Origin of the sequence: Massilia sp. YIM B02443, from assembly GCF_030411955.1 — a bacterium.
Classification (GTDB): Bacteria; Pseudomonadota; Gammaproteobacteria; order Burkholderiales; family Burkholderiaceae_D; genus Telluria.
Genome location: NZ_JASNRA010000019.1, coordinates 50,920 through 71,577, shown reverse-complemented (window position 1 = coordinate 71,577; position 20,658 = coordinate 50,920). Strand labels below are relative to the sequence as shown.

The window sequence follows — 20,658 nt, the reverse complement described above, 5'->3', positions numbered from 1 at the left end:
GCGCCCAGCGTTTCCTGCCCTGAACCGCCCCCCGGCGCCCTGGCGTCCTGTTGTCCGTATTCCGGCGGTTTGATGCGCGCGCCTCCAGCTCCGAGGTCCCCGTTGAAAGTTGAGAACAACCCGATGGCCGCCGCGCAGCGGGCGTCCGAGGATGCGGCGCCGGCCGCAGGCCTTGATGCGCCCTGGCGCGCCGCACCGCTCGGCGCGACGCAGCTGGCCGACCACGCCCGCCGCCTGGCCGCGCGCCACCGGGTGCGTGCCGGCGCGGCCGTCGCTGACTTGTTGGCGCTGCTGGCCACCAACGCCGACGCCATCGGCGACGCCTGCGGCGCGCTGGAAGGGTCCGCACGCGCGGGCGTGCCGCTGCCGCCGGCCGCCGTCCGGCTGCTCGACGCCATCCCTCTGTTCGAATCCCAGGTGCGCCTGGCGCGCGGCCAACTGCTGCACGACGCCCGGCGCGGCGCGTATCGCCTGCCGCGCCTCGACCCGGAAGGCGAGCCGCGCGCCTGGCGCCTGGCGCTGGATGTCGTGGCGCACGGCGACGGCGCGCTCGACCCGGCCGCGCTGGAGCGCTTCCTGACCGCGTATGGCGAAACGGCGCCCCTGAGCATCGCCGAACTCGACGCTTTGCCGGCGCTGCTGCGCATGGCGCTGATCGACAACCTGCGCCGGCTGGCGCAGCGCGCCGCGCGCGTGTGCGCCGGCCGCGCCCAGGCGGCGCAGTGGGCGCAGCAACTGGCCGAGACGGCCGCGCAGCGTCCCGGCGACCTGCTGCTGCAGGTGGCCGACATGGTGCGCAGCGCGCCGAGCGGCGACAGCGGCTTCGTGGCCGAGCTGGCGCGCCGCCTGCAGGGCCGCGGCGCGCCGCTGAACCAGGTGCTGGAGTGGCTCGACGCGCGCCTGGCCGACGACGGCGCGGGCATCGCCCAGCTGACGCAGCGCGAGCGCGCCGAGCTGGCCGACGACGCCGTCTCGGCCGGCAACAGCCTGGCCAGCCTGCGCCTGCTGGGCGGCGTCGACTGGACCGTGCTGGCCGAAACACTGGGCGCGGCGGAACAGGCGCTGCGCGCCGATCCCGACGGCAGCCATGCGCGCATGGACGCGGCCACGCGCGCCCATTACCGCCACGCGGTCGAGCGCCTGGCGCGCAGGTCGGGCCGCAGCGAAATCGAGGTGGCGCGCGAAGCGGTGGCGCTGGCCGGCGTGCACCGCGCGCCGGGCGAGGGCGGACTGGATGGCCGCACCCGTCACGTCGGCTACTACCTGGCCGGTCCCGGTTGCGCGGCGCTCGCGGCGCGGCTGGGCAGCGCCCGCTCATTGCGTGATCGAATGCGCGACCGTGTGCGCAGCCCGGCCTTGCCGCTGCAGGTCGGCGCGACGGCGCTGCTGGCGCTGGCCTTTGTCGCCGCCATCGTGGTCCACGCGCAGCAGGGCGGCGCCGGGCTGGCGCTGATGGCCCTGATCGGCATCCTGGCGCTGCCCGGCGCCGGCGAACTGGCGCGCGCGCTGGTGCGCATGATGCGCGGCTGGCTGGCGCCCGCGCGCCCGACGCCGCGCATGCGCCTGGAACACGGCATCCCGCCGGACGCCGCCACCATCGTCGCGGTCTGCGCGCAGCTGAACGATGCGCAGGGCATCGCCGCCTTGTGCGCCGAGCTCGAGGTGCGCTATCTCGGCAACCGCGACCGCCACCTGCGTTTCTGCCTGCTGGCCGACCTGCCCGACGCACGGGAACAGCACCTGCCCAGCGACGACGCGCTGTGCGACGCGGCGCGCGCCGCGATCGAAGCGCTGAACCGCAGGCACGAACATGAACGCAGCCAGCCCTTCATGCTGCTGGTGCGCGCGCGCAGTCTCGATGCAGGCACGGGACTCTGGATCGGCCGCGAGCGGCAGCGCGGCCAATTGGCCGACCTGAACGCCTGGCTGTGCGGCGCGCGCGAGCGTTTCTTCCTCGCCGCCGGCAACACCGGCGCCGCGGCCGAGGTGCGCTACGTGATCTCGCTCGACGCCGACACCGGACTGGATCGCGACGCCGCGCGCAGCCTGGTGGCGGCGATGACGCATCCGCTGCACCTGCCGCTGCAGGGCAAGGATGGCCGCGTAAATGAAGGCCACGGCATGCTGCGCGTGCCGGTGCGGGCGGCGCTGCCGCTGCGCGAAGGGGCGCGCTACGCCCGCCTGTGGCCGGATGGCGCGCGCAGCTGGGCTGCGATCCACGACGTCGACGCCTGGCGCCGCGCGCTGGGCGAAGAACTGCGGGACGAAGGCCGTGCCGAACCGGGCCTGGTCGAGGAAGACCGCCTGCGCGCGCGCTGGGTGAGCGACCTGCGCCTGGAAGCGCGCCACGTCGGCAGCTACGGCGAACACGTGCTGCGCCGCCATCGCGCCTTGCGCGCCGCCTGGCAGGAAACGCGCCGCCTGGAACGCGGCGCCGAGGCGCTGCGCGCGCCGCGCCAGTGGTGGCGCCTGTTCGACCGCCTGCGCGCCGGCCTGGTGGCGCCGACGCTGACCGCCTTATTGGTTCTGTGCTGGAGCACGCTGGCCGCGCCCGCGTTCTGGTCGGCGGCGGTGCTGGCGGTGTTCTTCGTGCCGGCGCTGGCCGGCATGCTGGTGGCGCTGGCCGACCGTCCGCACGACGCGCCCTGGCGCCAGCACCTTGACGCCTGGGCGCGCGGCGCGCGGGCGCCGCTGGTGCGCGCCGCCTTCTCGGCCGCCTTGCTGCCGTATGCGGCCTGGTACGCGGGCGACGCGCTGGTGCGCGGCCTGTGGCGCCGCAACGTGACGCGCCGTCACCTGCTCGAACTGCGTCCGCCCGCGCTGGCGCGCTCCAGCATCGCAATGGAGAACAACTGGCGCAGCATGTGGTTCGCGCCGCTGCTGGCGGTCGGCACCGCCGTGCTGCTGACCTTCGCCAATCCGTATGGGTTGTTCGCCGCCGCGCCACTGCTGCTGGTGTGGTTCCTGGCGCCGGTGCTGGCATGGTGGGCCAGCCAGCCGGCGCGGCGCGGCGTGCGTCTGGCGAGCGGCCAGACCCAGTTTTTGCGCGCGCTGGCGCGCCGCACCTGGGCCTTCTTCGAACGGCACGACGGCGCCGCGCACGGCCTGGCGCCGCAGGCGGTGCTCGAGCATCCCGAAGCGGCGCTCGACGAACGTGTGTCGCCGGCCGGCATGGGCCTGTCGCTGCTGGCCGGCCTCGGGGCGCGCGACTTCGGTTTCATCCCATTGGGCCGCCTGGTCGAACGCAGCGAGAAGGCCTTGATGTCGATGGCGCTGCTGGAACGCTGGCACGGCCACCTGTTCGGCTGGTATGACGGCGCCACCCTGGCCCCGGTCGAACCGGCGCGGGTGGACACCGCCGCCAGCGGCAGCCTGGTGCTGGCGCTGCGCACCTTCGCCGCCGGCCTGGACGAACTGCCTGCGCAGCCGATCGCCGGCCGCGCGCTGCTGGACGGCATCCGCGACACGCTGAACGTGGCGCGCCAGCACGCCACTGCCGCCACACCCGCCGTGCGCCAGGCCCTGGATGCGGTGGCGCGCGCCCTGCAGCCAGAGCGCTGCCGCGCCACCGACACGCTGCCCGGCCTGGCCGACTGCCTGCGCGGAGTAGCGCAGGAAGCCGGCAAACTGGCGGCCAGCCTGGCGCCGGACGCCGATCCGGCGCTGATCGCGTGGTCGGCGCGCCTGAGCGCGCAGTGCGAAGCGCAGCTGGAAGACCTGTTCGCGCTGGCGCCATGGGTGCGCGTGGCGCAGGAATACGTGCTGGATGCGCGCCTGACCGGCATCCCGACCCTGCACGCGCTGGCCGGGTTCGACGCGCCGGCGCAGGCCGCGGCCGGCCTGGCGCAGCTGGTCGAGGAAGGCCGCGCCTGCGCGCGCGAGCGCATCGAGCGCATCGCGGCCCTGGCGCGTGACGCGCGCGCGCTGGCGCAAGCCGACTTCGGCGCGCTGCACGACCCCGCCACGGGCCAGCTGTCGGCCGGCTGGCAGGTGGACGACAAGCGCCTGGCCAGTGACGGCTGCGACCTGCTGGCGTCGAATGCGCGCATGGCCTGCTTCGCCGCCGTGGCCCAGGACCAGCTGGACCAGCGCCACTGGTGGTCGCTGGGCCGTCCGCTGCGCATGGCCGACAGCGGCGCGCTGCTGCTGTCGCGCCATGGCGCATTGGCCGACTACCTGGCGCCGCAATTGGTGATGCCGTCCTGGCGCGATACGCTGCTGGGCGACGCGGCGCGCGCCGTGGTGCGCATGCAGGCGATCCACGCCCGCCGCCACGGCGTGCTATGGGGGTTCTCGCAATCGCTGTGCAACGCGGTGGACGCGGCGGCGCGCTACCGCTTCCGGCGCTTCGGCCTGCCGGCGGCCGGCCTGCTGCGGGCGGCGCCCGACGACCTGGTGGCGGCGCCGTATGCGGCCGCGCTGGCGCTGGAGGCGGCGCCGGCGCTGGCGGCCGGCAACCTGGAACGGATGGCGGCCCAGGGCCTGCAGGGCGAGATCGGCATGTATGAGGCGATCGACTACGCGCCGCAGCGCCTGCCGCAGGGCGAACGCCAGGTGCTGGTGCGCGCCTACGACGGACCGCACCAGGCGATGACGCTGCTGGCGCTGGCGCGCCACCTGCTGGGCCAGCCGATGCAGCGCCGCTTCTGCGCCGACCCCGCACTGCGCGCCGCGCTCGGCCTGCTGCAGGAAGCGCCGCCCGCGTCCGGCGCCGCCGCGCCGCTGCGCGCGAGCGCCAGCGCCGTGGAAGGCGCGGCGGCGCGGCCCTATGCGCGCGTGATCGGCGCCGAGGGTTCGGCGCTGCCCGAAGTACAGCTGCTGTCGAACGGCCGCATGCACCTGACGCTCGACAGCGACGGCATCGGCGCCACGCGCTGGGAAGACCTGCCGCTTACGCGAACCCGGCGTACCGGCCGCGGCGAGAGCGGCATGACGTGCCACGTGCGCGATGTCGCATCAGGCCGCAGCTGGACCAGCACCATGTTGCCGAAGCCCGATCAGCAAGAGACCATCTTCACCGAAGGCCGCGCCAGCCTGCGCCGCGTCGACGGCGACATCGAGACCTGGACCGACGTCGCGGTGGCGCCGGACCACGACGTCGAGCTGCGCCGCATCCGCATCGTCAACCACGGCAAGGCCGCGCATACGCTGGAGCTGACCAGCTGCGTGGCGCTGGCCGGCCCGCCGCCCGTGCCGGGCATGCGGAGCGGCATCCGCGTCGAATTCGACGCCGCCAGCGACAGCCTGCTGTGCGTGACCGCGCCCGACGCGCCGGTGGTGGTGCACCGCATGACGCTGCGCGGCGTGAGCGGCCAGCCAAGCTTTGAAACCAGCCGCGCGCGCTTTATCGGCCGCGGCCACGACCTGCGTTCGCCGCAGGCGGTCACGCTTGGCGGCGCCTTGCCGGGCCTGGACCCGGAACCCGACGAAGCGCTGCTGGCGCTGCGCCGCACGGTGACGCTGGCCCCGGGCCAGGAAATCATCGCCGACCTGGTGCTGGGAGCGGCGAGCAGCCGCGCCATCGCGCGCGAACTGGCGCTGCGCTACGGCGCCGGCCATCTCGCCAACAATGCGCTCGACCACGCGATCGAAGCCGCCTGGACCCACGGCCAGGCCTTCCTGCACCGGCTGGAGCTGGGCGAAGCCGAAGCCCAGCTGTTCACGCGCCTGGCCGGCTGCCTGCTGCATCCGAGGGCCGCGCTGCGCGCCGAGCCGGCCGTCATCGCGCGCAACGTGCGCGGCCGCGAAGCCCTGGCGTCATACGGCGTCGGCAGCGAACGCCCGATCCTGCTGCTGCAGCTGGCGCAGGGCGCCGATAGCGAACTGGCGCGTCAGCTGCTGCAGGCGCACGCCTGCTGGCGCAGCCGCGGCCTGGCGGTCGACCTGCTGGTTCTGTGCGAGAACCGCGCCGCGCGCGAGGAACTGATGCACCTGGCCGCGCCGCTGCTCGACCCGGACAGCTTCGACAGCCCGGGCGGCGTCCACCTGCACCTGCTGACCGAGGTGCCGCAGGAAGACCGCCTTCTGCTGCGCGCCAGCGCGCACGTGCTGCTGTCCAGCGAAGACGGCGAGCTGGCGGACCGCTTGCGCCGCGCCGCGCATCCTGTCGCGACGCTGCCGCCGCCGTTCGCGCCCAGGGCCGATGCGCCGGCATGGAACGCGGCGCCGGCGCCCGATCCCGTCCTGGCCCTCACGCACGACAACGGCATCGGCGGCTTCACGCCGGACGGCTGCGAATACGTGATCCGCAGCGCGCCGGATACTCCGGCCGCACCCGCGCCGTGGGTCAACGTGCTGGCCAACGCCGCATTCGGCAGCGTGGTCTCGGAACGCGGCCACGCCGCCAGCTGGAGCGGCGAGCGCGCCGCGCGCATCAGCGGCTGCGACGATGCGCTGGCGCCGCAGGGTGGTGAAGCGTTCTACCTGCGCGACGAGGACAGCGGCATGGTGTGGTCGCCCACGCCTTGGCCGGCGCCATCGAGCCAGCCTTACCTCACGCGCCACGGCTTCGGCTACAGCGTGTTCGAACACCGCCACCAGGGCATCGGCTCGACCCTGCGCACCTTCGTGCCGCTCGACGCGCCGCTCAGGTACACGGTGCTCACGCTGCGCAACGACAGCGACGCGCCACGGCGCCTGTCGGCCACCGGCTACGTCGACTGGCTGCTCGATGATGCGAACAATGCCGACGCCACGACCGGACTGCAGGTGGTCACCGAGCCGGATCTCGCCAGCGGTGCGCTGCTGGCCCGTAACGCCTTCGGCGCCGGCTTCGCGGACAAGGTGGCGTTCTTCCACGTCGATGGAGAGCAGGTGGCCTCGACCTGCGACCGCGAGGAATTCGTCGGCCGCCACGGCGACCTGGCGCGGCCGGAAGGCTTGAAGCGCGCCGGCCTGTCCGGCCGCAGCGGCGCCGCGCTCGATCCGTGCGCCGCGCTGCAGGTCGCGCTCACGCTGGCGCCGGGCGAGACACGCGAGCTGGTGTTCGTGCTGGGCGTGGCCGGCCCGGCCAGCCTGGACGCCAGCCGCATGGTGCAGCAGCATGGCGGCGCGCAGGCGGCCGGCGCCGCGTGGGACAGCCTGCGCGCGTGGTGGGACGACACGCTCGGCGCGTTCAGCATCGCGTCGCCCGAGCCGTCTCTCGACCTGCGCCTGAACGGCTGGCTGCCGTACCAGGCCTACATGGCGATGATGGGCGAGCGCTGCACCGCCACGCGCCTGCAGTCGGCGCTGGCGCTGCTGCACGCACGCCCCGAACTGCTGCGCGCCGAGCTGCTGCGCGCGGCGCGCGACTTCGCCTCCGGCGACCCGGCGGTCGAAGACTTCCTGTGGCTGCCGTTCGCCCTGACGCGCTATGTGACGGCCAGCGGCGACCTTGAGGTGCTGTCGGCGCTGCCGTTCGGTGACGCCGCCAATGACGCCGCTACCCGGCTGGCCGCCACCGACGACCTGTACCTGCACTGCGTGCACGGCCTGCGCGGCAGCCTGCGCTTCGGCACCCGCGGCCTGCCGCCGGCGGCCGCGATCCTGCACGACCAGACGCCGGGCGGGCAGGGCGAGAGCGTGCGCCTGGCCTTCTTCATGACGGCCACGCTGCAGCGCTTCGCCGAGCTGGCCGACCGGCGCGGCGACTTCGGCTTCGCCACCACCTGCCGTGGCGCCGCGCTGGCCCTTGGCGCGCAGTGCGAGGAACACGGCTGGGACGGCGACTGGTACCGCTGGTGCTATCTCGAAAGCGGCAACGTGCTGGGCGCGGCAGCCAATCCCGCCTGTCGCGTCGACCTGCTGACCCAGGGCTGGGCGGTGCTGGCCGGCGCGCCGCGCGCTCTGGACGCGCTGCAGGCGGCGACGCGGCGCCTGGCCGACGATGCGCAAGGCGCCGTGGCGCTGTGCGAGCCGGCGGTCGACGGCCACTGGGCCGAGCGGGTCGAGGCCTGGCCCGGTCAGGAGCATCGCGCGCTGGCGCTGGCCGCGCTCGGATTCGCGCGCCTGGGCGACGCGCAGGCGGCATGGCGTCTGGCGCGCCTGCTCGATCCGCTGGCGCGCGGCGGCACGCCGCAGGACTGCGCACGTTACGCCGCGCCGCCGTATTTCGTGGTCGACGGCGTGCGCACCATCGCACCGTACCCGGGACGGGCCATCGGCGCTTGCTTCACCAGTGCCGCGGCGTGGAGCTGGCTGGCGCTGGCCGAAGGCCTGCTGGGCGTGCGCTGCAGCGGTTCGCAGCTGACCCTGCGGCCACGGCTGGCGCCGGAATGGGATGGCTTGCGCCTGTGCTACCGCCACCATGGCGCGATCTACGAAATCACGATGCATGCGGGGGCGGACAGGGACGAGGTGTTGCTGGACGGCCAGCCGTGCGCCGATGGCATCGTCCCGCTGGGCGGCGACCGGCGCGACCACCGTGTCGAGGTGCGCATCGCGGGCGCTGCATCCGATCGCGGAGCGGCTTGAACGGCTGACAAGGCTAGTTACTTTTTCTGATGGTGACAAGCTCATACACTGAGCTTCGCTGATGGTCTGTTATCGGCCAACAGCGGACCTTTCTCGACCTGCCTGTATACCAAGCCGCAGATACTTCCTCAAGCGTTTAGTTGATGGGTCGCGGGGTGGCGATGACCCAACTGTAGTCGCTCCATCGCCACCGACTGCTTTAATGCTAACTTAAATTACTTTTGCGGACTTACAGCCCTGTTTGATCTGAGCTGTTTCAATAGCCTCAACTTCGCCTTTGAACTTTGCAACGTCTGCAGCGTGGTCGCCAGTCAGCTTGCTAGCAGGAACAAGCGCTAAAAATACCGTAGCGGCATCCATGTTAGCTTTGGAGTCTTGCATTGCAGAGACTTTTTGAAGTTGAGCACGTGCATCACCCAAGTGAGTAGAAAGTTGCATGCAGTCGATTGCACTGTACTTCTCATGGGAGACATATGACGCGGGGATACTCTCGGGTCTAGTCGCGCAGCCAGCCAGAGTCGCAAGTAAGAGTCCAGCCAAAAGAATATTCTTCATTTTCCATCCCTATAGTTGTTGTAAGTGCTGCACTGCATAGTATCTTTTTGGAAACGAAAATTCCATTGGAAAATTTCCATTGTCGTCCTTTTGCAACTAGATGGAAGTGCTCACGTGAGCAGAACACTTTGTCTGCTTTTGATCGATAGCGGATGTAAATGGACTCATGTCTGAGATTTAAAGCAGCGGCCGTGCTCGCAACCGGAGTGATCGCATGGCCCGAGCATTCTTCGCGATGACTTTGGGTGCTGATTGCCGTCCATCTTCCGCGCCACCGACAATTGCCGAAGGTCGAGCGCCCACGTATCAATGAGTACGCGCCCCCAACTGGGTCTTCTGAAGCTTTCGCAGGCTACGCATCTTGCGCTAACGACGAGCAGGCATTCATCAGGCGTTCCTTTCGCTTGCTTGCTCGCGCATTTGCTGGCGGTATGTCTGACGGTTCTGTCAAACGCTCAGTCACTTCACCAGCGTCAGACGCGCCGGCCCGGCCGGGCGCTGCGGATCGTGTCCTGCACGCGGATCGGCCCCTTGTTCGAGCGCCAGCCGCATTCCGGCGGCGCTGCCGCGGCGCGACGCCATCGCAAAAAAACGGTTCCAGAACGCGGCGTGCCAGAGATTGGCGCCGCCGCCGTCGAGCGCCATCGCGTCGCGCAGGCCGGCCAGGCGCCCGACCACGAAGGCGCCCAGCCAGTCTTCCTCGCTCGCTACCTGCATCGCGGGGCCGTGGTGCGCCACCGCGCCGGCCACCGAGCCGGGCCACAGCGCGCGACCGGCCCGTACCGCGTCGTCGAGCGCGCCCAGCGCCAGGCGCGGATCGAAATCGGTGCTGGAAACGCAGGCCAGTATCGCGGCCAGTTTCAGGTGCGGCGACAGGGACGACATGCCGATGAAGGCGAGCAGGGCGTCGTGGTGACGCTGGGGTTGCTGGTCCGGCAGGCTGTCGTTGGCCTCGAGCAGGGGCTGCAAGCGCTGGCGGATCTCGTCCAGGCTGCGGCAGTGTTCGAGCGGAAGATACCATTGCACATCCCAGCGCGGTCCAGACATCGGTTCCCTTCAACGTTGTGAAGAAAACAGCATAAAGGCGCGTGGCGACAAAGCGTGTCGCTCATCACAGGCCGGGCTGGGACAAAAGGTGCGAACGGTGCGACGGCATTTGTCGCGTCCCCAGGGTAGCTTCCCGCACCTGAAGTGCAGGCCGGAGTTTCCTGTCGGTAAGCATTTTGCTACCATCGCTTCTTGAACGCGCCACACGGCGCACCTGACCACACACCCCATGCCCGCATCGCATCACCTTTGCACCACGAACGCGTTTCATTCCCTCCCTCAGGCGCGGGAGTCCTGAATGGCGACCAACCAGCAATCGCTCCTGCGCCAGTGGAACATGCTGCGGCTGGTGCCGCGCGCGCCGCTCAGCATCTCGGCCGGCGAGTTGTGCGAGCGCCTGCGCGCGCTCGAATTCCCGGTCACCAAGCGCACCGTCGAGCGCGACCTGAACGAGCTGTCGCAGGTGTTCCCGCTGTCGGTGGATTACGAGAGCAAGCCGTATGGCTGGAGCTGGCTGCGTGACGCGTCCAGCTTCGACCTGCCCGGCCTGTCGCTGCCCGAGGCGCTGACCCTGACCCTTGTCGAGCAGCACCTGCACCACCACCTGCCGCCCAGCACCGTCGAGGCGTTGCAGCCGCACTTCGCGTCGGCCAAACGCGCCCTGTCCACCGTGGACGGCGCGACCCGATCGAAGGCGTGGCTGAACAAGGTGCGCAGCGTGCCGCCCCAGCAGCCGCTGGTCGCGCCGCGGATGGACGCCGACTGCCAGCGCATCGTCTACCGCGCGCTGATGGAAGACCGCCAGCTGCGCCTGCACTATCTCAAGCGCGACGCCGTCGAAGCGACGCTGTACCCGGCCGTGCATCCGCTGGCCATCGTTCAGCGCGGCGCACTGGTCTACCTGGTGTGCATGTTCGCCGGCTACGAGGACGTGCGCACCATCGCGCTGCACCGCGTGCAGCAGGCCGAGGCGCTGTACGAGCCGGCGCGCCCGAAGCCCGATTTCGACCTCGATGACTACATCGCATCGGGCCAGTTTGGCGTGATCGCCGGCGCACCGGTGCGGCTGCACGCGGTGTTCGCGCGCGCCGCCGGCGAGCACCTGTACGAGACCCCGCTCGACCAGGACCAGGAATTGACGGTGGGGCTGGACGGCCGCCTGCACCTGCGCGCCGACGTGCCCAATACGCGCGCGCTGGTGTGGTGGCTGCTGGGCTTCGGCGACGGCGTCGTGATCGAGGAGCCGGCGGCCTTGCGCGCCGAACTGGCCGGCATCGCGCAGCGGATGGCGGCCGCCTACGCCTGACGCATTGGCCCAGGCGCCGGCTATGCGTCCGCCAGCGCCGCTTCCAGCTGCGCCGCCAGGCAGCGCTCGGCCGGCGCCGACAGCACCAGCTCGAGCGCCATCTGGGCGCGCGTGAGCGCCACGAACAGCTTGCGCCGTTCGCTGTCGCCGAGCCGGTCGAAGTCGAATTCGGCCACCACTACCGCGGGCGCGCTCTGGCCCTTGTAGCGGTACACCGATTCCACCAGCAGGTCGCCATCGCTCCAGCGCGGCTCGCCGTTGCGGTCGTATTCGCCGGTGAAGCGGCGCGTGCGGTGCGGGCCGATCGCGACGCGGTTGAGCAGCAGCGAGCGTTCGCGCCCGCGTCCGCAGACGATCGCGATGTCCTGCGGCGCGAAGCCGCGCGCCAGCAGCGCCGCCACCGCCGCTTCGGTGGCGGCCAGCAGGCCCGCGTCGGACGTATAGGTGCGGATCTCGGGCACCTCGCCCGCATACGGATTCAGGCTGCGCACCGGCGGCTGCACCAGCGCCAGCGCATTGATGGTGTCGCAGATGGCGCGCGGGTTGCGGAAGTTGTCGCTGCAGCGGATCGTCACCGCATCGCGCAGCTCGAAGCCATCCTGGCGGTACAGGCGCTGGGCTTCGTCTTCCAGCACGTACAGGCGGCCTTCGGGCTTGAGCTGGCTGCACAGGCTCTCGACCCAGCCGGCCTCGAAGTCCTGCGCCTCGTCGATGATCAAGAGGTCGAGGCGCTGCGCGAAGCCGGCGCTGGCTTCATGGTAGGCCGTGGCCATGCGCTCGAAACCCTGCGGCGAGAAGTCGGGTTCGCCGTGGCGGCGCCAGTGCTCGACGCACAGCTCGTGGAAGTTGACCACCTCGCACGCGGCCGGCGCCAGCCGGCGCACGTGGTCGGCCAGGCTGCGGTTGAAGCAGACGTAGGCCGTGTTCAGGCGCGCGGCCTGGGCGCTCTCGAGCAGCTGCAGGGCCAGCTGGGTCTTGCCCGAGCCGGCGGTGGCCTGCACCCGCACGATGCCGGACGGCGCCTCGACCCGCGGCGCCCAGGTGGCCAGGCCGTCGGCCAGGCGCCGCACCGCGCCCTGCAGCTGGTCGCGCAGCGCGTCCAGCTGCGGCGTGACCTGGAACTGGTTGAGCAGCAGGCGGCGCAGGGCGGCGCGCTCGAGCGGGGCCCTGGCCTGGGCTTGCGCGTCGGCCTGGGCCAACCAGTCGCGCACCGTGCCCACCATGTCCGGGTAGGCCGCGGCGTCGATGATGCGCTCGCGCGGGATCGACAGCACCTGGCCGGCGCCGATGTCGTAGTCGGGCAGCACCAGGCAGCTGACCAGCGGCGGCTGCAATCCGGCCGCCTGCAGCCGGTTCTGCATCGCCGCGCGCTGCAGCTTGCCCTGGCGCGCCACGTCGCTCTCGCCGCTGCCGTAGACCTTGTAGACGCCGCCGTCGCGCAGGATCACGCCGCCGGCCTTCACTTCCATCAGCAGCAGGGCGCCGTGCGGCGCCAGCACCACGATGTCGATCTCGCCATAGCAATCGCGCCCGCCCTGCACCGTGTGCAGGGCCAGGTTGTGGAATACCTCGAAGCCGTCGGGCAGGTGGTCGCGCAGCCGCTCGAGGACGTCGATTTCGCGATAGTGGCCGGCGCCCAGGCGCAGCGACGGCAGGGAATGGGGAGAGAGCGTGGCCATGCGGTAAACCTGATTCGTGGTGGATGCAGTCGCCTATTATCGGCCAGAATCGGACCGACAAGCACGCCGGCGGCGATCCGGCCGCCGGTTTACCCGTGGTGCTTGTCGAGCGCCGGGATGATGTCGTAGCAGGCGCCCATGATGTGGCAGTCGGCCTTGCCGGCCGCGGTCTTCCCGATCGAATACCTGCCGTTGTCGGCGCGCAGGACGGGATGCCAGGCGCCGTGTTCGTGGTCGACGAAATGCTCCCAGCAATAGGTCCACATGCGCTCGTAGTCCGACCAGTAATGCTGCTGGCCGGTGCGCGCGCCGAGCAGCGCGGCCGCGGCCAGGGTCTCGGCCTGGACCCAGGCAAGCTTGTCGGCGTCGCACACGCCGCCGTCCGGCGCCAGGCCGGCGTGCAGGCCGCCATGGCGCCGGTCCAGCGCGTGGCGCAGCGCGCCCGCGTACAGTGCCTGCGCGCTCGGCAGCAGCCAGTCCGGGTCGCGCATCAGGAGCGACCAGTGGGCCTCCAGCTGCAGCAGCAGCTTGCTCCACTGGGTGAATTGGCCCGGCTGGTAGCCCCAGGGACGGAACAGGCCAGGGTCGTCGCGCCGGTCGAGGTCCCAGTCCGGACTCCAGTCCTGCCGATAGTGCTCCCACAGCATGCCGCCGGCGCGCGCGGCCTGGCGCTGGGTCACGTTCCAGGCAATCGTTTCGGCGCGCTGCAGAAAGGACACGTGGCCGGTGGCGCGCCAGGCCGCCAGCAGCGCTTCGCAGACGTGCATGTTGGCGGCCTGGCCGCGGTAGGGAAACAACACGTTCCAGTCGGCGCTGGCGCGATCGGCGTACAGGCCTTGTTCCGGTTCCCAGAAGCGCCGCTCCATCAGGTCCCAGGTCTCGTGGACCCAGGCGCGCGCTTCCTGCACGCCGGCCATCAGCGCGTGCGCGTAGGCCAGCAGCACGGCGGCCAGGCCGTGGCAGCGGTTGTCGCCGTCGAGTACGCGCGCTTCGCCGTGCTGCCACGCCAGCTTCCAGGCGTAGCCCCCGGTGGCCGGGTCGCGGTGCACGCGCCGCAGGAAGTCGACGCCGTGGCGCACCATGCCCTGGTAGTCGGGATTGTCGAAGTGGCGGTAGGCGTTGGCGAACACGGACACGAAGCCCGCGCTCGACAGCAGGTGGCGGGTGGCGGCGTCGTGGACGCTGCCGTCGTCGCGGAAGTGGTGATAGAAGCCGCCGCTGGCGTCGACGCAGCGCGGGTAGTGGAACGCCATCGTGTCGGCCACGTGGCCGGTCAGGAATTCGCTCGAGAAGAAGTCCGGTAGGCCGGCGGCGGCGAGGGTGGCGTTGGCGGGGCGGTCGGGCGAGCGCTTGAACATGGCTGGGTCAAGTGAAGTAGCGTCAGTTCTGGGTGCTGCTGGCGCGCGCCATCAGCTGCACGGCGAGCGTCTGTTCGGTGGCCTGGGTGGCAAGTGAACTGCCGGTGTCCGTCGTGCCGAGCAGGGCGTCGACGCCCATCCGGCCCAGCGTGTCCTTGTCGATCCGGACGCTCGATAGCGGCGGGCTGGCCCTGGCGGCGGCGTCGATGTCGTCGAAGCCGACGATGGCGATGTCGCGCGGCACCGCCAGTCCGCGCGCCTGGCAGTGGCGCAGCGCCGCCAGCGCGGTGCTGTCGTTGTAGCAGAACAGGGCGTCCGGGCGCCGCGCGCCGCCCAGCAGGGCGTCGAGCGCGCGGCCGATGTTGTCGACCGCGTTGCCTGAATTCTGCAGCTGCACCTCCAGCGCCGGATCGGCCAGCATGCCGGCGTCGAACAGCGCCTGGCGAAAGCCGCGGTAGCGTTCCAGGATGCTGTAGTGGGCCAGCGGGCCGGTGAGCATGGCGATGCGGCGCCGGCCGCCCTCGATCAGGTGGCGCGTGGCCAGATAGCCGCCCAGCCCGTGGTCGGGATTGACCGACCGGTAGCCGGGCAGGCGCATGTCGAGCAGCAGCAGCGGCTTGCCCGTATCGCGCAGCGCCGCCACCATCTCGGGTTCGAAGAAGCCGGCGCACAGCAGCGCGTCCGGCTGGTGCAGGCGCAGCAGGTCGCGCACCGGCTCGGCCGGGCCCACCACCACAAACGCCAGCACCACGCCGCGTTCGCGGCAGGCTTCCTCGGCGCCGTGCAGCACCGGCAGGTAGAACGGGCTGGCCGCCTGCGTGTTGTGCTGGCGGTGCAGCAGAAAGACGATGCGGCCGATGGCCGGTTGTCTGGCGGCCATGGCGGGTCTCAGCGCTTGGGGTCGAGCGAGAACGAGTAGGGAGCGTCCGCCGGCCTGGTGCCGCGCCGGGTGTTGGGCTGCGCCGACATGCTGAAGTCGAGCGTGGCGCCTTTCGACAGTTCCTCGTGCTCGAGCCAGTTGCGCTCGATGGCGCGGCCACCCACCGCCAGCTTGTCGACGTAGCGCCCGTCGCCGCGCGCGTTGATCGAGAGGCGCTTGCCGTTCTCGAGCTGCACGGTCGCTTTCGGGAACAGCGGCGCGCCGACCACGTACTGGTTTACGCCGGGCGTGACCGGATAGAAGCCGAGTGCCGAGAACACGTACCAGGCCGAGGTCTGGCCATTGTCCTCGTCGCCGCAGTAGCCGTCCGGGGTCGGCGCGTACATGCGGTTCATGGTTTCGCGGATCCAGTACTGCGCCTTCCACGGCGCGCCGGCGTAGTTGTACAGGTAGGTCATGTGCTGGATCGGCTGGTTGCCGTGCGCGTACTGGCCCATGTTCGCGATCTGCATTTCGCGGATCTCGTGGATCACGCCCTTGTAGTAGCTCTCGTCGTAGATCGGCGGCAGCGTGAACACGGTGTCGAGCTTCTTCACAAAAGCTTCGCGTCCGCCCATCAGCTCGGCCAGGCCGGCCACGTCGTGGAACACCGACCACGAGTAGTGCCAGCTGTTCCCTTCGGTGAAGGCGTCGCCCCATTTGAACGGGTTGAACGGCGACTGGAAGCTGCCGTCGCGGTTCTTCCCGCGCATCAGGCCCGTCTCGCGGTCGAACAGCTTCTTGTAGTTCATGCTGCGTTCGGCGTAGACGGCGATCTCGGACTGCGGCTTGCCCAGCGCCTTGCCCAGCTGGTAGATGGTGAAGTCGTCGTAGGCGTATTCCAGCGTGCGCGCGGCGTTCTCGTTGATGCCGACGTCGTAGGGCACGTAACCGAGCTCGTTGTAGAACTTGACGCCGGCGCGGCCGACCGCCGTCATCGGGCCTTCGTTATTGGCGCCGTGTTTCAGCGCTTCCCACAGCGCCTCCATGTCCTGGCCGCGCACGCCCTTGATGTAGGCGTCCGCCACCACCGAGGCCGAGTTATTCCCGATCATGACGTTGGCGTAGCCGGGGCTGGACCACTCGGGCAGCCAGCCGCCTTCCTTGAACGCGTTGGCCAGGCCCTCCTGCATCTCGCGGTTGATCGACGGGTAGACCAGGTTCAGGAACGGATACAGGGCGCGGAAGGTGTCCCAGAAACCGGTGCCGGCGAACATATATCCGGGCAGGGTCTGGCCGTTGTAGGGGCTCCAGTGCACGGGTTTGCCGGCGGCGTCGATCTCGTACATCTTGTTCGGGAACTGCACCATGCGGTACAGGCTCGAATAGAAGGTGCGGGTCTGGTCGACCGTGCCGCCTTCGACCGCCACCTTGCCCAGCACGGCGTTCCAGGCTGCCTTGCCCTTGGCGCGGGTGGCGTCGAAATCGTCCTTGCCCAGTTCGCGCCGCAGATTCAGTTCGGCCTGTTCGAAGCTGATGAACGAGGAGGCCACGCGCATATTGACCTTCTGGCCCTTGGCGGTCTTGAAGCCGACCAGGGCGCCGCTATGATCGCCCTCGGTTTCCAGGCGGCCTTCGACCAGCGCCTCGCCCTGCCAGGTGTCGGTGGAGGCGAACGGCTGGTCGAACTCGATCACGAAGTAGTTGCGGAAGTTCTTCGGCAGCGGCCCGCGCGCATGGCGCGTGCTGTAGCCGATCACGCGCCGCTGGCCGGGCAGGATCTTGACGTACGAGCCCTTGTCGAAGGCGTCGATGACGACGAAGCTGCCGTTCGATTCCGGGAAGGTGAAGCGGAACTGGGCGGCGCGCTCGGTCGGCGTGATCTCGGCCGTGACGTCATGGTCGGCCAGGTACACGCTGTAGTAGTAGGGCTTGGCCACTTCGGCCTTGTGCGAGAACCACGAGGCGCGTTCGTCCTGGTTGAAGCGTTTTTTGTCGCCGGGGCGCATGGTGAGCGGCATGACGGCGAACTGGCCGTAGTCGTTCATCCACGGCGACGGCTGGTGCGTCTGCTTGAAGCCGCGGATCTTGTCGGCGCTGTAGGTATAGGCCCAGCCGTTGCCCATCTTGCCGGTCTGCGGCGTCCACAGGTTCATGCCCCATGGGAGCGTGATCGCGGGGTAGGTGTTGCCGTTCGAGAGATCGGGCTTGCTGTCGGTGCCCATCAGGGTGTTGACCCATTCGACCGGGTCGCTCACCTTGCCCACGCGCGGCATGTCGTCGGCGGCCGCCGTGAAGGACGCGGCGGCCAGCAGGCCGAAGGCGCAGTAACGTTTGATCGTCATTGCCGCCCCTTATTGATAGCGCGTCTGGGTGTACGGACGGGCGCTCTGCTCCTTGCCCCATTCCTTGTTCGGCGTGTCCTGCATGGTGAACACCAGTTCGCCGCCGGCCACGATTTCTTCGTGGCGCAGGAAGGTGCGCGCCAGCGGCTTGCCGTTGAGCGTCACGCGGCCGATGTAGCGGTTGGCGTCGGACAGGTTATCGGCGCGCATGCGGAAGCGCTTCCCGTTCGGCAGGTTCAGCGTGGCCTTGTCCAGGAACGGACGGCCGATCACGTATTCGTTGCTGGCCGGGGCCACCGGATAGAAGCCCATCGCGGTAAAGGTGAACCAGGCCGACATCTGGCCCAGGTCGTCGTTGCCGGCCAGGCCGTCCGGCTTGTCGCTGTACTGGGTCGCCATGATCTGCGCCAGGCGCTCCTGCGCGCGCCACGGCGAACCGGCGTAGTTGTACAGGTAGGCCACGTGGTGCGACGGCTCGTTGCCGTGGGCGTAGTGGCCGATCAGGCCCGAGATGTCTTCCATGTGGGCGTACATATTGTCGATGCCCTTGGCGTCGAACACCTGGTCGATCTTCGAGACCAGGCCGGCGTCGCCGCCCAGGAACGAGATCAGGCCGGCGTTATCGTGCGGCATGTACCAGGAATACTGCCAGGCGCTGCCCTCGGTATAGTCGCTGCCGAAGTTCGAGACGTTCGGATCGAACGGAGTGCGGAATTCGCCGGTCGATTTACGCGCGCGGATAAAGCCGGTGTCCTTGTCGAACACGTTGCGGTAGTTCTGGGCGCGCTTGTAGTAGCGCGCGGCGATGTCCTTCTTGCCCATCTTCTCGGCCATGCGCGCGATGGTCCAGTCGTCGAACGCGTATTCCACCGTTTTCGATGCGGCTTCTTTCTCGAGGTCGATCGGCACGTAGCCCAGCTTCATGTAGTGTTCCAGGCCGCCGTACGGGCCGTATTCCGCGCTGGCGGTCATGGCCTTGAGCGCTTCTTCGGCGTCGAAGCCCTTGATGCCCTTCATGTAGGCGTCGGCGATCACCGGCACCGCGTGGTAGCCGATCATGGTCCAGGTTTCCAGGCCATGGAAGCTCCACACCGGCAGGATGCCGTAGGGGCTGTGCTGCTGCGCCGCCATCAGTGAGCGCACGAAGTCGGCGTTGCGCTGCTCGGGCGCCAGCAGCGTCAGGAGCGGGTGCAGTGCGCGGTAGGTGTCCCACAGCGAGAAGGTCGAGTGGAAGCGGAAGTTCTTCGCCTTGTGCACCTGGTTGTCCGGGCCGCGGTAGCTGCCGTCGCGGTCCATGTACAGCGACGGCGCCAGCATGCTGTGGTACAGGGCCGTGTAGAACATGGTGCGCATCGGCGCCGGCGCTTCGGCGCTGACCGCGCCCAGCGCCTCGTTCCAGGCCTTGCTTGCTTTGCCGCGTTCGGCGTCGAAGTCCCAGCCCGGCATCTCGTCCAGGTTGGCGATGGCGTTGTCTTCGCTGGTCGGCGAAATGGCTACTTTCACCATCAGCGTGCCGTCGGATGGCACGTCGAACTGGAAGTCGCCCATCAAGGCCTTGCCCTCGACCATGGCGCGGTCGCCCGGATTCTTGCCCGGCTGGGCGAAGCCCTTGTACTCGATAGCCTCTTCGCGGTTGAGCAGCTGGCGCGTGGCGATCGGGCGCGAGAAGCGCACGGCGAAGTACAGCTGGCGGCCCGGGGCCCAGCCGCGCGTCTCGCGCATGCCGCTGATGGTCGAGCCATCGCGCACGCGCAGGCGCGACCACAGGTTCTTGTTGTCGTAGTTGTAGATGCTGGTGCGCAGGTCGAGGATCACCTTGGCCGGCTCGCCCTGCTTGAAGCGGTAGCGGTGCAGGCCCACGCGCTCGCTGGCGGTGAGTTCGACGTCGACTTCATGGTCCTTCAGGCGCACCGCGTAGTAGCCCGGCTCGGCCTTTTCCTGGTCGTGCGAGAAGCGCGAGCGGTAGCCGGTGAACGGGCGCTCGGGATAGCCCGGCTCCAGGCGCGTGTCGCCGCTGTACGGCATCAGGAGCACGTCGCCCAGGTCCGAGTGGCCGCTGCCCGAGAAGTGGGTGTGCGAGAAACCGAGAATCGAATCGTCGGCGTAGTTGTAGCCCGAAGCCCACGGATAGCTCTGGCGGAAGTGGCGCACCTGCGTGTCCGGCGAGAGCTGCACCATGCCGTACGGGCGGCTGGCGCCGGGGAAGGTGTGGCCGTCGGCTCCGGTGCCGATGAAGACGTTGACCGCCGCCGCCGGCGAGCCGGGTTCGGCCGCGAGGACCGGGGTGGGGCCGGCACTAAACACCAGCGCCAGGGCCAGCAGGTTCGATTTCAGGAAAATTCCGCGCTTGCTACGAGCTGTCATGGGGTCTCCACACGATGGCGGCGTAGGGGATCGCCGCCTGTTCTGGTTTGCGTTTCGCCTTTCGGCATTGGGCCGCCGTGTTGGAACCGGGGCCATGCCGAAAGCATGAACGGGGTTCGGCGGCTGTAACAATGCCGGGTTGACAGCTTATATGCGCAATCGTGTGTCTCGACAATATGACGCGAATTTGGCCCCAGTTTAGCTTGTTTTAGTAAACACACCATGCAGGGCGCATCAACGCGCCAGCTTGGCCACGGCCTCGATTTCGATCAGGGTGTCGGGCGAAGCCAGCGAGGCCACGCCGATACCGGTGAGGGCCGGACGCGTCACGCCGAGGTGCCGCACCAGGATCGGCGCCACCGTCTCCAGGTGTTCGCCGATCTCGCCGCGCACGTAGACGCGCAGCTGCAGGATGCGCTCGACCGAGGAGCCGGCCGCCTGCAGCACCAGCGCCAGGTTGCGCGCCGCGCCTTCGGTCTGCTCTGGCAGGGTAGTGTGGCGCACGCGGTAGTCGCGGTCCCAGTCGACCTGGCCGGAGACGAATACCAGGCCGGTATCCGTATCGACGGTGGCGTGCGACAGGCCGTGCGGGGCGCCCTCGTACAGTTCGGGAGGATTGATGTGCTGGATGGTCATGGCGTTCGCGCTCGCTGTTGGTGGAAAGCGCACCAGCATAGACAGCGCGGCCGTG

10 protein-coding genes are annotated in these 20,658 nt (G+C 69.8%); 2 read left to right on the top strand and 8 right to left on the bottom strand.

The genetic code is table 11. The features are described 5' to 3' along the window. The first annotated feature begins 102 nt into the window (after positions 1-102). On the top strand, positions 103-8,454 hold the full coding sequence (locus QPK27_RS18575) for a GH36-type glycosyl hydrolase domain-containing protein (RefSeq protein ID WP_290419660.1): 8,352 nt from the start codon (positions 103-105) through the stop codon (positions 8,452-8,454). A gap of 210 nt (positions 8,455-8,664) precedes the next feature. Here the strand turns inward: QPK27_RS18575 and QPK27_RS18570 are convergent, their stop codons facing one another. Beyond that, entirely contained in the window at positions 8,665-9,009 is a 345-nt protein-coding gene (locus QPK27_RS18570) for a hypothetical protein (RefSeq protein WP_290419659.1), read from the bottom strand. Between the two features lie 459 nt (positions 9,010-9,468). Next, positions 9,469-10,035 (bottom strand): hypothetical protein, encoded by a 567-nt coding sequence (locus QPK27_RS18565; protein WP_290419658.1) that lies wholly within the window; start codon positions 10,033-10,035, stop codon positions 9,469-9,471. A 319-nt stretch (positions 10,036-10,354) separates the two neighbouring features. Between QPK27_RS18565 and QPK27_RS18560 the strand changes: the two genes are divergently transcribed. After that, on the top strand, positions 10,355-11,362 hold the full coding sequence (locus QPK27_RS18560; RefSeq protein WP_290419657.1) for a YafY family protein: 1,008 nt from the start codon (positions 10,355-10,357) through the stop codon (positions 11,360-11,362). Positions 11,363-11,382: 20 nt separating this feature from the next. On the opposite strand, the gene QPK27_RS18555 is transcribed toward QPK27_RS18560, so the two are convergent. From QPK27_RS18555 to QPK27_RS18530, 6 genes are all read right to left on the bottom strand, one after another. Further along, entirely contained in the window at positions 11,383-13,041 is a 1,659-nt protein-coding gene (locus tag QPK27_RS18555) for a nuclease-related domain-containing DEAD/DEAH box helicase (RefSeq protein WP_290419656.1), read from the bottom strand. A gap of 89 nt (positions 13,042-13,130) precedes the next feature. Beyond that, positions 13,131-14,399, bottom strand: a complete 1,269-nt coding sequence (locus QPK27_RS18550; RefSeq protein WP_290419655.1) for an AGE family epimerase/isomerase — start codon at positions 14,397-14,399, stop codon at positions 13,131-13,133. 22 nt (positions 14,400-14,421) lie between these two features. Next, positions 14,422-15,279: a LacI family DNA-binding transcriptional regulator gene (locus QPK27_RS18545; RefSeq protein ID WP_290419654.1), complete on the bottom strand. Its 858-nt coding sequence runs from the start codon at positions 15,277-15,279 to the stop codon at positions 14,422-14,424. A gap of 8 nt (positions 15,280-15,287) precedes the next feature. After that, positions 15,288-17,603, bottom strand: a complete 2,316-nt coding sequence (locus QPK27_RS18540; protein WP_290419653.1) for a GH92 family glycosyl hydrolase — start codon at positions 17,601-17,603, stop codon at positions 15,288-15,290. A gap of 9 nt (positions 17,604-17,612) precedes the next feature. Then, entirely contained in the window at positions 17,613-19,967 is a 2,355-nt protein-coding gene (locus QPK27_RS18535; protein ID WP_290419652.1) for a GH92 family glycosyl hydrolase, read from the bottom strand. A 234-nt stretch (positions 19,968-20,201) separates the two neighbouring features. Further along, positions 20,202-20,603, bottom strand: coding sequence for a RidA family protein (locus QPK27_RS18530; protein WP_290419651.1), 402 nt, complete (start codon positions 20,601-20,603; stop codon positions 20,202-20,204). Between the last annotated feature and the right edge of the window lie 55 nt (positions 20,604-20,658).

Excerpts from the sequence above, each read along its gene's own strand:
- QPK27_RS18555 (WP_290419656.1), bottom strand. The coding sequence starts at position 13,041 with ATGGCCACGCTCTCTCCCCATTCCCTGCCGTCGCTGCGCCTGGGCGCC.
- QPK27_RS18545 (WP_290419654.1), bottom strand. The coding sequence starts at position 15,279 with ATGGCCGCCAGACAACCGGCCATCGGCCGCATCGTCTTTCTGCTGCAC.
- QPK27_RS18570 (WP_290419659.1), bottom strand. The coding sequence starts at position 9,009 with ATGAAGAATATTCTTTTGGCTGGACTCTTACTTGCGACTCTGGCTGGC.
- QPK27_RS18550 (WP_290419655.1), bottom strand. The coding sequence starts at position 14,399 with ATGTTCAAGCGCTCGCCCGACCGCCCCGCCAACGCCACCCTCGCCGCC.
- QPK27_RS18530 (WP_290419651.1), bottom strand. The coding sequence starts at position 20,603 with ATGACCATCCAGCACATCAATCCTCCCGAACTGTACGAGGGCGCCCCG.
- QPK27_RS18540 (WP_290419653.1), bottom strand. The coding sequence starts at position 17,603 with ATGACGATCAAACGTTACTGCGCCTTCGGCCTGCTGGCCGCCGCGTCC.
- QPK27_RS18535 (WP_290419652.1), bottom strand. The coding sequence starts at position 19,967 with ATGACAGCTCGTAGCAAGCGCGGAATTTTCCTGAAATCGAACCTGCTG.
- QPK27_RS18560 (WP_290419657.1), top strand. The coding sequence starts at position 10,355 with ATGGCGACCAACCAGCAATCGCTCCTGCGCCAGTGGAACATGCTGCGG.